This is a genomic window from Polaribacter sp. NJDZ03, from assembly GCF_019263805.1.
Lineage (GTDB): Bacteria > Bacteroidota > Bacteroidia > Flavobacteriales > Flavobacteriaceae > Polaribacter.
The window spans coordinates 1,701,604-1,715,442 of the sequence record NZ_CP079195.1; the positions used below are offsets into that span (position 1 = coordinate 1,701,604).

The 13,839-nt window shown below is 30.3% G+C and carries 8 protein-coding genes; 3 read left to right on the forward strand and 5 right to left on the reverse strand.

Annotated elements, in window-relative coordinates:
• Positions 1 to 6 precede the first annotated feature (6 nt).
• Positions 7 to 3,417, reverse strand: coding sequence for a type IX secretion system sortase PorU (porU, locus tag KV700_RS07315; protein ID WP_218599646.1), 3,411 nt, complete (start codon positions 3,415 to 3,417; stop codon positions 7 to 9).
• Between the two features lie 202 nt (positions 3,418 to 3,619).
• Here porU and gldJ point away from each other — a divergent pair, with 202 nt between their 5' ends.
• Both gldJ and murF read left to right on the forward strand, forming a co-directional pair.
• Positions 3,620 to 5,293 carry a gliding motility lipoprotein GldJ gene (gldJ, locus tag KV700_RS07320; protein WP_218599647.1) on the forward strand — a complete coding sequence of 558 codons (1,674 nt, stop codon included), beginning with the start codon at positions 3,620 to 3,622 and terminating at the stop codon, positions 5,291 to 5,293.
• Positions 5,294 to 5,360: 67 nt separating this feature from the next.
• Complete coding sequence (murF, locus tag KV700_RS07325) at positions 5,361 to 6,620, forward strand: UDP-N-acetylmuramoyl-tripeptide--D-alanyl-D-alanine ligase (RefSeq protein ID WP_218599648.1); 1,260 nt, start codon at positions 5,361 to 5,363, stop codon at positions 6,618 to 6,620.
• Between the two features lie 222 nt (positions 6,621 to 6,842).
• Here the strand turns inward: murF and KV700_RS07330 are convergent, their stop codons facing one another.
• Complete coding sequence (locus KV700_RS07330) at positions 6,843 to 7,694, reverse strand: N-acetylglucosamine kinase (RefSeq protein WP_166385434.1); 852 nt, start codon at positions 7,692 to 7,694, stop codon at positions 6,843 to 6,845.
• Between the two features lie 155 nt (positions 7,695 to 7,849).
• Between KV700_RS07330 and KV700_RS07335 the strand changes: the two genes are divergently transcribed.
• The gene (locus KV700_RS07335) at positions 7,850 to 8,587 is read left to right on the forward strand and encodes a tyrosine-protein phosphatase (RefSeq protein ID WP_218599649.1); all 738 of its coding nucleotides are present in this window, start codon (positions 7,850 to 7,852) and stop codon (positions 8,585 to 8,587) included.
• A 151-nt stretch (positions 8,588 to 8,738) separates the two neighbouring features.
• Here KV700_RS07335 and KV700_RS07340 read toward each other — a convergent pair whose 3' ends face one another.
• From KV700_RS07340 to KV700_RS07350, 3 genes are read right to left on the reverse strand one after another with little or no spacing between them, the layout of a single operon-like run.
• Entirely contained in the window at positions 8,739 to 11,126 is a 2,388-nt protein-coding gene (locus KV700_RS07340; protein ID WP_218599650.1) for a polysaccharide biosynthesis tyrosine autokinase, read from the reverse strand.
• Between the two features lie 3 nt (positions 11,127 to 11,129).
• Positions 11,130 to 11,894 (reverse strand): polysaccharide biosynthesis/export family protein, encoded by a 765-nt coding sequence (locus tag KV700_RS07345; protein WP_218599651.1) that lies wholly within the window; start codon positions 11,892 to 11,894, stop codon positions 11,130 to 11,132.
• A gap of 24 nt (positions 11,895 to 11,918) precedes the next feature.
• Positions 11,919 to 13,832: a nucleoside-diphosphate sugar epimerase/dehydratase gene (locus KV700_RS07350; protein ID WP_218599652.1), complete on the reverse strand. Its 1,914-nt coding sequence runs from the start codon at positions 13,830 to 13,832 to the stop codon at positions 11,919 to 11,921.
• Positions 13,833 to 13,839 lie beyond the last annotated feature (7 nt).

The following is a 13,839-nucleotide window of genomic DNA, read 5'->3' on the forward strand; positions in this document are numbered from 1 at the left end:
TAATTTTTATTGAAGTATTACTAATTTTTCATACTTCTCTGAAACAAGACCGCTTGCTGTTGCTTTTACTCTTAATTTATAAACATACACTCCTTTTCCTATTTTGTTACCAAAATCGTCTAAGCCATTCCAAGATATACTTCTTACCAGAGTTTCTGCATTGGGTATATTTTGATTGATGGTTTTTACTAATTTACCAGAAACCGTAAAAATTTGCACCTGTACCTCTAAATTCTCGTTTGGTTTGTTATGGTTAAACCAAAACTCTGTATAATTTACAAAAGGGTTCGGATAGTTTAAAACATTTTCTAAATTTAATACAGCATCACTAACTACCACAAAGTTCAACGTTAATTCAGATGAATTATTATACGTATCCCAAGCTTTTATTTTTAAAGTATGTGGGCCAACTTCTAAATCTCTTAATTTATAAGTAACTTTTCCTTTTGTAAAATCGTTTAATTCTGTTTCATAAAAGTCATTTAATATAATTGGGTTGGTATTATCGCCATCTAGAACCCCTATAATATCATGATCTACCGCAGTAATAGAAGTATTAATTCCGCTTAAATCAGATAAAACAGCTATTAAATTTGGTGATGCATTTGTGTTTCCTCCATCAATAAAAGACTCATCATTCATATAGAGTTTTATTTCTGGTCCAACCGTATCATCTGCAGCATTTTCATCAATTCCACCAACAATAATATCTATATTATAACCAGCTCTATCAATATTATGAATAGAATCACTTGCATAAAAACTTAATTTCCCTTTTCCTTCTGCAAATTTTATGTCTTTTGGTACAATAAAACCAAACTCAAACTCACCATTGGTTACTGTAGATTTTCCTCTAAATATTTTACTATCTTGAGTATCAAAAGTCATTGTTATTCCAAAATTATCATTATCTAAAGTAGTTTTATCAATTATTTTATCAAAAACTGTGGTAGATAAGGTTCCGTTAAAACCAGAGAACAACACGTTAGCATCATTTAAAACTTCACCTTTAAAACTAACTTTAGTCAAACCTTTTAAAAGCCAATCATCGGTACTACTAACTATAGTGTCATTTATTTTCATTTGAGTAACACGTACATTAGGCTTGGGTATTGCTAATTTCATGGCTGGATCTCCAAAATGGAAAATAAAGAATTTTTGAGCGCTAGAGCTAGAAAAACTATTCTTTGTTTCCATTAAAGATTGTGAAATTGATAAGTCTTCATCCTTAAACTCAAGTAAAACCCGAATTAATTCTTCATTAAACTTTTGCCCTGTTGATATATAAACCTCTCTTGTAGTGGTAATCATACTTGCAGCTCCTCCATTTGTATTTAATAAAGTAAGTTCTCCTGCGGTAATTCTATTTGGATTATCAAATCTAGAAAAATCGCAAGTAACCGTTATCAAAAGTGGCAAAGTATTGGGATTATTAAAATCCTGAACTTCAGCTTTTGTCAATATTTTTTCTGACGCAAACCCATCTTCACCTCCATGCCCAAAATAATCAAATATTAAGGTTCCTTTTTCTATAGCATTGATTATAGCTCCATTAACTTCTGGATAACGTTCACCTCCAGAAGAATTTTCTTGTACATAGTTATTTAAATAGATTTTACTAATATTAAAAATTGGTTTATTAACTTTAATTTCATCAGCAATAGACTCTACTCCTTGTTGTAAAACTTCCTCTCCACTTTCATCTATATCGTCTGCCAACATGGTTATTGTATTTCGCCAGTCTCCTAAAGAGCTTTTATCATAATATGACAAAATTTTATTTACCACATCTTTGGCTTGCGTTAAACTAGAGACCGGGATTCTACTAGAAGCAACATCTATTTGATCACTAGTATTCATGCCTCCATCAGAATTACCTAACATTACATAAAAGTCATCTGTAACCCAAGAAGTCGCTAAATTAAAACTGTCGAAAGACAATTTTACAGGTACAATATTATTATTTCCTGTAATTCTATCTTTATAATCATAAGAAGCATCTCCAAAAAAGCACACATACTTTAGTTTAGTTTCTTCGGATGAATTTGTCAAATAAAGATGTCTTAGAAAATCTCTAATTCCGGTAATATCTTTTGATCCAGAAGAGAACTCATTATAGATGTCTTCTAAAATAATTACTTTGGTAGTGAGTCCAGAATTTTCTTGATGGTAATCTGCCAATCTTTGGGCTTCACTAGAAAGTGCCTTATTTGTAATTACAACATAATTAAGGTCTTTTAAAGCATGTAGATTTTGGTTTGCAACGCGTCTGTTTTGTAGTGCTTTTGGCGTGTAATAATCATTGTCATTCAAAACTATATATTCCTCTAACGTACCTCCATTAGCAATAAAAGTAAAATTATTGTCTGTACTATTATTTTGAACTGTTTTAGGCGCCACATGATCTGACACATCCCAAACTTGAAAAATAGCTGAATTATTCTCAATTCGGTACGCTACAGTACCTGTGGAATTTGCTTGCTCAAAACTTCTAAAAGAAAATTGATTTGACGCTGCAATTAATTCTTTTTTACCTACAATTTCAATATAATCTAAAAATGCTGTAGCAGATGGGTTTCCGTTATTATTATAAGTAATAGAAACATCTAAAACATCTGCTGAGTTTACAATACTCACTGTTCTTTGAGAAGTTTTTGCTTTATCTGTAGTATTTGCAGATGAAAAATTAAGATTATAAAGGTCTTCTCCATTCACTTTCACTGCCATAGAAGAAGGAGAGATAGACGTAGAAACAGCTCTAACCCCAACAGAAATAGGCGCTCCAGCAACCGCATTATTAAATGGTATTTTAAAATTCTGTGTATTTTCTATATTAAAATCGGTATTAAAAAACCATTGAGTACCTGCAGCAATTAAGTTTCTTTCTTCCTTTTCATAAAAAGTATAATCATCAAAAAAGGTAATTTGTTTGCTAGCAGTGGTTGTTATTGGTGTCTTTTCTTGAATCCGTTTTCCATCATTGTTAGACACAGTAATAAAGTAATATGCAACATCCGAATAAATATTTTGCCTATGTGTTGCAGAACTACTTGCCGCATTTACATCCCAATCATGTGGTCCTTGCGCATAAAAAAGGATAAAATCGTTCGCATCAAAAGAACCATCATCTTCCCCTTCTATGTATATGGCATTTTCTTGTAAATCTGTAAATCTAACATCAGAATTTAAAACCGGTAACATGGCGCCACCATTTCCATAAATGCTTATTTTCTTAGGGTTTAAACCGTTTGTAGAGATTCCTATTTGTTGTAATAAGCTTCTATCTATTTTAAAAACACCGGTAGTATCCACAGAAAACTGAAACCAATCTCCTGTAGAAAGCACAGAATTAGTGGTCTGAGCAGAAATTACTTGCACTAAAAAAATAAAAAAAAGGGGTAAATATTGTTTTCTCATAATAGTATTCAAATAACGCAAATAATTTATAGATATTTTAAGTCTTACAAAGATAAATTATACTAAATTTAAAAAGCAATCGTTTAATTAATTGTAGGAAGAAAAATGCAGCGTTAAATTTTCTCTTTTACTTGTATGAATGTAGAATTATTGTAAATTGCATCGCTATAATAAAAACCTTAAACTAATTTTTAATTAGGAAATGAGAAACGTATTAAAAATATCTTTAGTTGTACTATCAGCCTTAACCTTGGCTAGTTGCAGTAAATCAACTTCAGGAAAATCGACACTTACAGGATTGCCTTTTAACAATGCTAAGTATGGTAACTATATAAGAGGAAATGAAACTGCCGGACAAGAAATTCCTTTAGGAATGGTTGCCATTGAAGGTGGTTCATTTACAATGGGGCAAGTACAAGATGACGTTATGTTTGATTGGAATACAACTCCTAAAAAAATGCACATCCGTTCTTTTTATATGGATGAGACCGAAGTTACCAATTCTGAGTACTTTTTATATGTACAGAATACAAAAGATGTTTTTCCTCCTTCAGAAGAAAAATACAAACATATTTATAACTCTGTTTTACCAGATACTTTAGTTTGGAGAAAGAGTTTAGGTAATACAGATATTTTATCTGAAAATTACTTAAGACACCCAGCATATTCAGATTATCCGGTAGTTGGTGTTAGTTGGTTACAAGCTAACCAATACTGTAAATGGCGTACCAATGCTGTTAATTTAAAAAAGTTAATAGATAAAGGATATGTTAAAAATATTTTTGAAAACGATAGTATTAGAAACTTTTTTGATACTGATGTTTTCTTAGCTGATTCTGATAATCTTTTTGATGGAGATTCTACCATCTACAGAAGAGGTATTAGAACTGGTGGTTCTGCTAAAGGAGGTAGAGATGCTTTTCAGGGTAGAAAAATTACACAAGCAGATGGTGTTTTAAGTCAGAAATACAGATTGCCTACAGAAGCAGAATGGGAATTTGCTGCTAAAGCCAATATTGAAAATAGAGAATATAACAATATTAGAGGTAGAAAAAAATATGCTTGGGATGGTAAATATTCTAGAGAAACAAGCAAAAGACATAGAGGAGACCAAATGGCTAACTTTAAACAAGGAAAAGGTAACTATAGTGGTTTGTCTGGTTGGAGTTCAGATGGATCAGACATTCCTATTAAAGTAAAATCATATCCACCAAATGCATTCGGATTGTATGATATGTCTGGAAACGTTGCAGAATGGGTAGCTGATGTTTACAGACCTATTATAGACAGTGAAGCAAATGATTTTAATTATTTTAGAGGTAATATTTTCACCAAAAAGATGATTGATAAAGATGGTAAAGTTGTTATTGTGAATAGCAATAGTAACGCAGAAGTAGAATATGACACTTTGCCAAACGGTATTATCACTCCAAAACAATTACCAGGAACTATTAAGTACATTCCAATTACGAAAAACGATGCTACCTTAAGAAGAAACTTTTCTGTTTCAGACAATACAGATATAGGTGATGGCGACTTAAACTCTTCTAGGTTCTACGAAGATGAACAAGACCAGTTTGGTTCTAAACCAAGTATGTACAACTCTCCTAAAAACCCAACGAAGGAAATAGATCCAGAAACGGGTAGAGAGATTTCAGTAAATGACGATCAAAAAAGAACTACTTTAATTAGTAACAGAACAAGAGTATACAAAGGTGGTGCTTGGTCTGATAGAGAATATTGGTTAGATCCAGCTCAAAGAAGATACTTGCCAGAATATATGGCAACAAACTTTATTGGTTTTAGATGTGTTACAGACAAAGTAGGTCCTATGTCTTCATCTAAGAATAAGAAAGCAAGAAACTCAGCGAGATAATACACTATTTATTAAAGAACACAACCTCACTGTATGTATTACAGTGAGGTTTTTTTATTTATAAAAAATGAAATTCGAAGACATTTACCAATTATATACCAAACATTTTCTTGTAGATACAGACACGAGAACTATTAGAAAAAACACTATTTTCTTCGCCCTAAAAGGCGATAATTTTAATGGAAATGCATTTGCTGCAGAAGCACTAAAGCAAGGTGCATCTTATGCCATTGTAGATGAAGAAAAATACAAGAACAACAACTCTCATATTATTTTGGTTGATGATGTTTTAGAAACACTACAAGAATTAGCAAAATACCATAGAAAGATTTTAAATATTCCTATTATTGGTCTAACGGGAAGTAACGGTAAAACCACCACAAAGGAACTTATAAATGCTGTTTTATCTACAAAATATAAAACAACTGCAACCAAAGGAAATTTAAACAATCATATTGGCGTGCCACTTACCCTACTTTCTATGACTCCTAATACTGAAATAGGCATTGTAGAAATGGGTGCAAATCATAAAAAAGAGATTGCTTTTTTGTGTACAATTTGTAATCCAGATTTTGGTTACATCACCAATTTTGGTAAAGCACATTTGGAAGGTTTTGGAGGAATTGAAGGTGTTATAGCTGCAAAAAGTGAATTATATAACTATTTAAAAGAGCATCATAAATCGGCCTTTATAAATCCACAAGATTCATTACAAGTTGAAAAAACGAATACTATAGAATCCATTCCGTTTATAGAAAACTTGCAATTTATGGAGGTAAATCCGTTTGTAAAATTAGCTCTAAATACCAGCACTATACAGAGTAATCTTATTGGGAAATATAATTACACTAACATCGCTGTTGCTTGCACCATTGGGCATCATTTTAAGGTTTCTAACAAAGAAATAAAAGCCGGCATAGAAAACTATATTCCAGAAAATAATCGTTCGCAAATCATTAAAAAAACAGCGAATACCATTATTTTAGATGCGTATAATGCAAACCCTACGAGTATGAAAGCTGCTTTAGAAAATTTTGAAGAAATTAAAGCTAAAAGTAAAACCGTTATTTTAGGCGATATGTTTGAGTTAGGCAAAACAAGCTTAGAAGAACATCAAAATATTGCAGACTTTGTAGAAAATCTTCACTTTGACCATTGCTTTTTCGTTGGAGAAAATTTTTATCAAACTAAAACAAAGAACTCTTTATTTAAAACGTTTGAAGACTTGTTGAACCATCTAACAAACAATCCTCTTAAAGATCAATCAATACTGATTAAAGGTTCAAGAGGAATGCGTTTAGAAAGACTATTGGATAGTATTCGTTAATATTATTGTCCCCAAAAAAGAGATAAGACCGCTTCGCTTTTGGAAACAAGAATCAAGACTAAAATCTAACTTTATTCTAAATAGTGATAATTTAAAATAAAATGTCTGCCATATCTGAATAAAAATATTTCTAAAAAGAAAAGTGTTCTTTAAAAAAAAGGTAAAATCACTAATTTTAAAAAGTTTTATCAAACTAGAAATATATTTAATCGGACATTATTATTAATTGATATTATTTCTATGATATTCCAATAAATTATCAATAGGTCTTTGTATCACATCGGTAATTACTAGATTATTTTTAGCAGCCATTTCTTCTAAAATATCTCTAAAATAATGTGCTATAGAACCTATAAAGTAAATGGGGGTTTCTGCAGTTTTGTTGTACGGTAAAACTCTATATTTAAAAAACTCTTGAAAACCTTCGGTAATAATTTTTTTAATATATTTTTCTTCTTTAAAATCGAACATAAACTTTGCAAAAGAAGCCAAATACATGTTGGGGTTAGGTTCTCTGTATAAGTTTTTCTTTATATAATCTGGATCAAGATCAAACTCTTCTTTAAATTTCTCAGAAATCTCTGTAGGCATATTGTTATAGAAATAATCGATAATCAATTTTTTCCCAAAGTAGTTACCACTTGCTTCATCCATTAAAATATATCCTAAAGAAGGGACTAACATTTCCATGTTTTTACCATCAAAATAACAGCTATTAGATCCCGTACCTAAAATACACACTAATGCCGGATCTTTACCGGTAGCTGCATACACAGCTGCTAACATATCTTCTGAAATAACTATTTTTGCATTTACAAAGATAGATTCTAAAATAGTTTTTAAAATCTGAATAGGCTTTGGAGTACCACAACCCGCTCCATAAAAATGAATCTCTTCTACATCGTCTTTAACATTAATTAATTGAAACATGTTAATGATTCTGTTATAAAGCTCTTCTGCTGGAACTATAGCAGGGTTTAAACCAAGTGTCCTTGTTCTAAAAGCCTCTTCTTTATTTTTATTTATAGCAATCCAGTCTGCTTTTGTAGAACCTCCATCTGCAATTAAAATCATAATTATTTTGTTTTACTCAAAGATATTACAAGTAAAATTGATATCCAATAGGAAATCAATATTCAATCGTTTTCGTATTAAAAATTTTTTATTGAAATGGAATAAGATTTATAAAGCATCTTAAATTATTGTAAATTTGTAATAAATATAATGATATGATCTTTTTTAAAAAGAAAGAAATTCCTTTAATCGATTTTTTCCCAAAAGGTTTTATAGATATTCATTCTCATTTACTACCAGGAATAGATGATGGTGCAAAAAACTTAGAGAACTCAATTGCATTAATCTCAAAGATGCGTTCTTACGGTATTAAAAACTTTATCACGACACCTCATGTGTTGGGGGATCTTTATCAAAACTCCACTGATACGATAAAAGACAAACTTAGGGAAGTACAAGAAGAGCTGCAAAAAAGAGATATTACAGATATTTCTATACAAGCAGCTGCCGAATACATGATGGATGAGCAGTTTTCTGAATTGTTAGAAAAAAAGGACATTCTTACCTTAAAAGATAATTATGTTCTGGTAGAAATGTCTTATTTCAGTGCCCCCATTAATCTTTATGAAATTCTCTTTGAAATACAAGTTAAAGGGTACAAACCTGTTTTAGCACACCCAGAACGCTATAGTTTTCTTCACAATGACTTTAACCATTATTATAAATTAAAAAAAGCAGGATGTTTATTTCAGTTAAACTTATTATCCCTTACCGAACAATATGGTAAAGGAGTGCAAAAAATTTGTGAAAAGATTTTAAAAGAAAATTTATATGATTTTGCAGGAACCGATGCGCATCATAGAAACCATTTAGAAGTTTTAAAAAAGATTGGAACCAAAAAGAATTTAGAAAAAATTAAACATCTTTTAGATAATAATAAAAAATTCATATAAAAAAAGCATCCGAATGGATGCTTTTTTATTGTTAATTTATATTTAGCTTCTTACGAGTATTAAATCTTGGTGACTTAAGATACTGAAACAAGTTCAGCATGACCAGTTTAACTTCAGCATAATAAGTTTAACCATTTCTTAGGTAGCTTTATTAACTTAATATTCTTTTATACCATGGTTTCTTAATTGTTTCTACGTACGCATTACCATAGCCATATCCGTAACCATAACCATAACCTCTTGTCATGTCTGTATCATTTAAAATGATTGCCATATTTACTAATTTCTTTTCATTATATAAAGTCTGGGCAACATTTAACATGCGTTTGTCTAAATAATTTGCTCTAGAAACATACAAAAACATATCTGCATACTTAGAAACTAATAAGGTATCTGTTACTAAATTTACAGGAGCAGTATCTACAATAATATAATCATAGTCTTTTTTAACCTCTTCAAACAATTCTTTTACCTTAGCATGTAATAACAACTCTGCAGGGTTTGGCGGAATCACACCAGATGCAATAATATCTAATCCTTTAATTTCTGGAATTGAAAATTTAATATCTTCTAATGATACCTTTTCATTTGTAATAAAATTGGTAATTCCTTTTCGTTCTGGTATCCCTAAATATTCTGTTACTTTAGGAGCCCTAAGGTCCATCCCCATTAATAATACTTTTTTATTAGAAAGAGACAATGCAGCTGCAAGATTAATTGAAATAAACGATTTTCCTTCACCACTTGTGGTAGAAGTAATAAAAATGGTTTTACCTAAATCATTCTCTTTAGTAGGCAACATAAAATCTAAGTTCGTTCGTAACAAACGAAAAGCTTCTGCTGTACTTGTTCTTGCATCATTTCCAATCACAATTTTCTCATTGGTTTCAGAATGCGGTACATCTCCAAGAAAAGGTATTGTAGTTAACTCTTCTATATCTTTTCTTGTATGTATCTTAGTATCTAATAAATTTTTAATGTAAATTATAATAAAAGGCACTAATACACCTAATAATAATGCTGCTAAAAATATAATTTTCCTTTTAGGAGAAACCGGAATCCCATCACTATAGGCAACATCAATAATTTTAGCATTCGCAACAGTAACTGCAAGAGAAATAGCCGTTTCTTCCTTTTTCTTTAGTAAATATGAATACAAACCAGAAATAATTTCTTGTTCTCTTCCTATATTTATATAGCCTCTTTCTAAAAGAGGGATTGCAGAGACTTTAGAGTTTATTTTATTAGCCTCATTACTAATTTGAGCATACTGTGTTTTTAATGATGAAATTGAATTAGAAATACTATTTCTTAAATTGTTTTTTAAGGAGTTAATTTCTTTCTGGTATTGTATAATTTGTGGGTTTTTATCACCTGCATTTACACTTAAACGATTCTTAAAAACGACTAACTCATTATATGCTTTGATAGACTCTGAGATTGAACCTTCTGAAAAACCCAAGTTTTGAGGTAAGGTTTCATCCGTATTGGTTTGTTTTTTTAAATTATTTAGTACACCCTCAGCAATATTTAACTGCGTTTTAATATTAATTAATTTTTCATTATTTAAAGAAGCTGTTTGTAAAGCAAGTTCTCCTTCAGCTGAAAGACCAGTAATATTATTATCTGTTTTAAAATTCTTTACGCGGTCTTGAATCTCATTTAAATCTTTTCCAATGGCAAACAAACGTTCATCTATAAAGGTTTTTGTTTTTTGAGAAACTTCACTTTTATCTTTAATCGCATCATAGTTGTATTGCTTAACTAGTTCATTTAAAAAATCTTCTGCTTTTTCTTTTATTGGATGTTTAAGAGACAAGTTTAAAACACTAGAATTTTTATCTACTGCACTCACATTGACAGCCACCTTATAGGCATCAATTACTTTACTTCTTTTTAAAATGGTCACATAAATTTTATGCTCTTCTTTAAAATTAAAACTTTCTGTTTGTATCACTTTAAAATCACCAATCCCAGAAGAAATTGTTTCATTAAAGTTATGGGCTGACACAAAATTATCTTCTGCATCTTTTAATTCAAATTTATTTTCTGAAACAATATTAACAGTAAAAGAGGTGTCTTTGCTCTGTTTTATTATAGATTCTTTATCCGTATTATATATTACTCTAATAGCATTGTTTTGATAAACTTCTGTTCTTTTTACTCTACCTTCTTGAAAATAAAGAGTAGTTAAGTTTAATGTATCTACTACCGTTCCAATAATTTTACGAGATTTTAAAATTTGAATTTCATTATCTGTATTATTAGCTGAGCCTCCACCAACAATCCCCATGTCTTTAAAAGCTTCTAACTCTGCAGATATCCCTGACTTTTGATTGTCTTTGATCAATATGGAAGTAGAAGCAGTATACTGCGGTGTACTATATCTTAAATAAACAAATGCAACAATAATTGAAATAATTCCACCAAGAACAAACCATTTCCAATGAAATAAGTACTTTTCCAACTCCTCACGAATATTTAAAGTTTCCCCCTCTTCGTTACTTTTAAAACTCGTGTTCTCTTTTTGTGTCTGCATTTTTTATCTTGTTAAAATAGATACTAAAGTAATAATCAAACTTGTAACGGATATAATTAAGGTTGTATTCGAGTTGGAAGAAGCAGATTGAATCCTTGCTTTATTATGCTCAACATATACCACATCATTTTGTTGTAAATAAAACACAGGTGATGTTAATGTTTTATTAGACAATAAATTCACTCTGTATTGTACCTTTTTATTATTCTCTTCTCTAAGTACCAAAACATTATCTCTTTTACCGGAAATATTCAAATCTCCAGCCAAACCAATCGCATCCAAGATACTCACTCTTTCATTCGGGATCGTAAAGGTACCTGGATTTTTAACGTCTCCATACACCGTTACTTTAAAATTGGCAATACTTATATTAATAGTAGGGTTGGTAATATAGTCTGGAGACAATTTTTCTTTTAATAATTCTAAAGCAGTTTCTCTAGACAATCCTCCTAACTTTAGTTTTCCTAAAATAGGGAAATCTATTTCACCTTTACTGTCTATTAAATACGTCTGTTGTTTCGGTGTTCCTGTTGCAGAACCCGAAGTACCAAAGGTTACAGCCGGCAAATTAAATGGTAAAGTTGCTTCAATATTATCGGAAGATATTGTTATTTGCAATAAATCATCAGGTTTAAAAACAGTCTGAAACTTATTACTCACCTTAGCTTGTTCTATTTCATCAAATTGAAAATATGCTATTTTCTTGTTAGAAACACAAGAGGACATTACAAGAACTAGTAAAAATAGCGTAGTTAAAATTCTATTCATATTTTCTTTTTTTTTGCAAAAATACTATTTTATATTGACTTCTTTTGGCCTTGTATCTAAAATTTCAAACTCAGAATTATTAGAAACGTATTCTGGCACTAATTCTTTCATTAATTTTACAAGATCACTATTGTCTAACTTATTAAAGTTCATAGATAAATCATCAATCTTTACTTTAAACAATGAATTATCAATTTTTTGAGTCTTTGCTATCATAATTTTATCATGATAGGTTTTTGTAGTATTTTCACCATCAGCTAATAATTCTTCATATAATTTCTCTCCAGGTCTTAATCCTGTTACTTTTATATCGATGTCTTCTGGGTATCGTAAACCAGATAAATAGATCATCCTTTTGGCTATTTCAAAAATCTTTACAGATTTCCCCATGTCAAAGATATATATTTCACCTCCTTTACCCATCGTTCCTGCTTCTAAAACTAAACTACACGCTTCAGGAATGGTCATAAAGTATCTTGTAATTTTCTTATGTGTAACCGTTAAAGGCCCTCCGTTTTCAATTTGTCTTTTAAACAACGGAATAACAGAACCATTAGATCCTAAAACATTACCAAATCGTGTAATTGTAAACTTTGTTTTTTTAGAGGCTTTACTTACACATCCAATATATAATTCTGCAATACGTTTAGAAGCTCCCATAACATTTGTTGGGTTTACAGCTTTATCAGTAGAAACCATCACAAACCGTTCTATGCCATATTCATTAGATAAATCTGCAATGTTTTTTGTTCCTAACACATTTACTTTAATTGCCTCATAAGGAGACTTTTCCATTAAAGGCACGTGTTTATATGCTGCCGCATGAAAGACTCTTTGCGGTTTGTATTTCTTAAAGATGCGCTCTACTTTAAATCGATCTCTCACATCAGACACAATCGCTACAAAATTGGTGATTCCTTTCTGAATTAATTCTTGTTGTAAATCATATAAAGGAGATTCTGCCTGATCTATTAATACAATTAATTTACAGTTGTATAAACTTAACTGCCTAGAAATCTCACTACCTATAGACCCTGCAGCACCAGAAACCAACACTACTTTATTATTTACCTCTCTTTGTACAATCGGATTGTCTATAATAATAGGTGCTCTATCCAATAAATCTTCAATCTTAACCTGTCTTATTTGGTTTGCATTTAAATCTCCATCAATCCATTTAGATAATGGTGGTACAATTTTTACGTCAACATCTAACCCTATAAATTTATCCGTAATCGCCAATAATCGATTCGGTTTAATATTCTGAATAGAAATAATAACTTCATCTACAGAATTTTTTTCTATAAACTTTTTAGTCACCACATTAGAATTGAAGATCTTTACTCTATCAATTTTTTTTCCAATTTTATTTTTATTATCATCTATAAATCCAATAACATCATAATTATTTTTTTTATCTCTATTTAAGGCATTTAAAGCAATAATACCAGAGTCTCCTGCTCCATAAATTAAAACATTATGAATGGTTTCTATCTCCGTAGACAAAACTTCATAAAAAGCTTTAAAGATAAACCTACTTAAAATAAGTACTAAAGTAGTTACTAAATAGTGGATAACTATTATAGATTTAGGAATGTAAAAAGAATCGATTGCTTTAAAAAAGACATTAAAAGTAATGGCTAAAAGCAGTAACAGACAAACTAAAGAACTTGCTATAAAAACATTAAAAGCATCTCTAATACCTGTATGTCTAATAATACCTTTGTAAGAACCTACTGTTAAAAAACTTATCAGCGCAAAACCTAAAACATAAGGTATTTGATTTAATAAATTAGAAACATTAAAATTAAAACTTACATTAAAACGTATAAAATAAGCGATAAAAAAAGAGATAAAAACTAAGGATAAGTCTACGAATAAAACGAGCCACTTAGATGCATATTTATTTAAGGTTCTTAGAAAAAAGGTTCTTATCATTTTTTAG

Bases quoted from the DNA above. Each gene is read 5' to 3' on its own strand.
- porU (WP_218599646.1), bottom strand. From the start codon at position 3,417: ATGAGAAAACAATATTTACCCCTTTTTTTTATTTTTTTAGTGCAAGTA.
- gldJ (WP_218599647.1), top strand. From the start codon at position 3,620: ATGAGAAACGTATTAAAAATATCTTTAGTTGTACTATCAGCCTTAACC.
- murF (WP_218599648.1), top strand. From the start codon at position 5,361: ATGAAATTCGAAGACATTTACCAATTATATACCAAACATTTTCTTGTA.
- KV700_RS07330 (WP_166385434.1), bottom strand. From the start codon at position 7,694: ATGATTTTAATTGCAGATGGAGGTTCTACAAAAGCAGACTGGATTGCT.
- KV700_RS07335 (WP_218599649.1), top strand. From the start codon at position 7,850: ATGATCTTTTTTAAAAAGAAAGAAATTCCTTTAATCGATTTTTTCCCA.
- KV700_RS07340 (WP_218599650.1), bottom strand. From the start codon at position 11,126: ATGCAGACACAAAAAGAGAACACGAGTTTTAAAAGTAACGAAGAGGGG.
- KV700_RS07345 (WP_218599651.1), bottom strand. From the start codon at position 11,894: ATGAATAGAATTTTAACTACGCTATTTTTACTAGTTCTTGTAATGTCC.
- KV700_RS07350 (WP_218599652.1), bottom strand. From the start codon at position 13,832: ATGATAAGAACCTTTTTTCTAAGAACCTTAAATAAATATGCATCTAAG.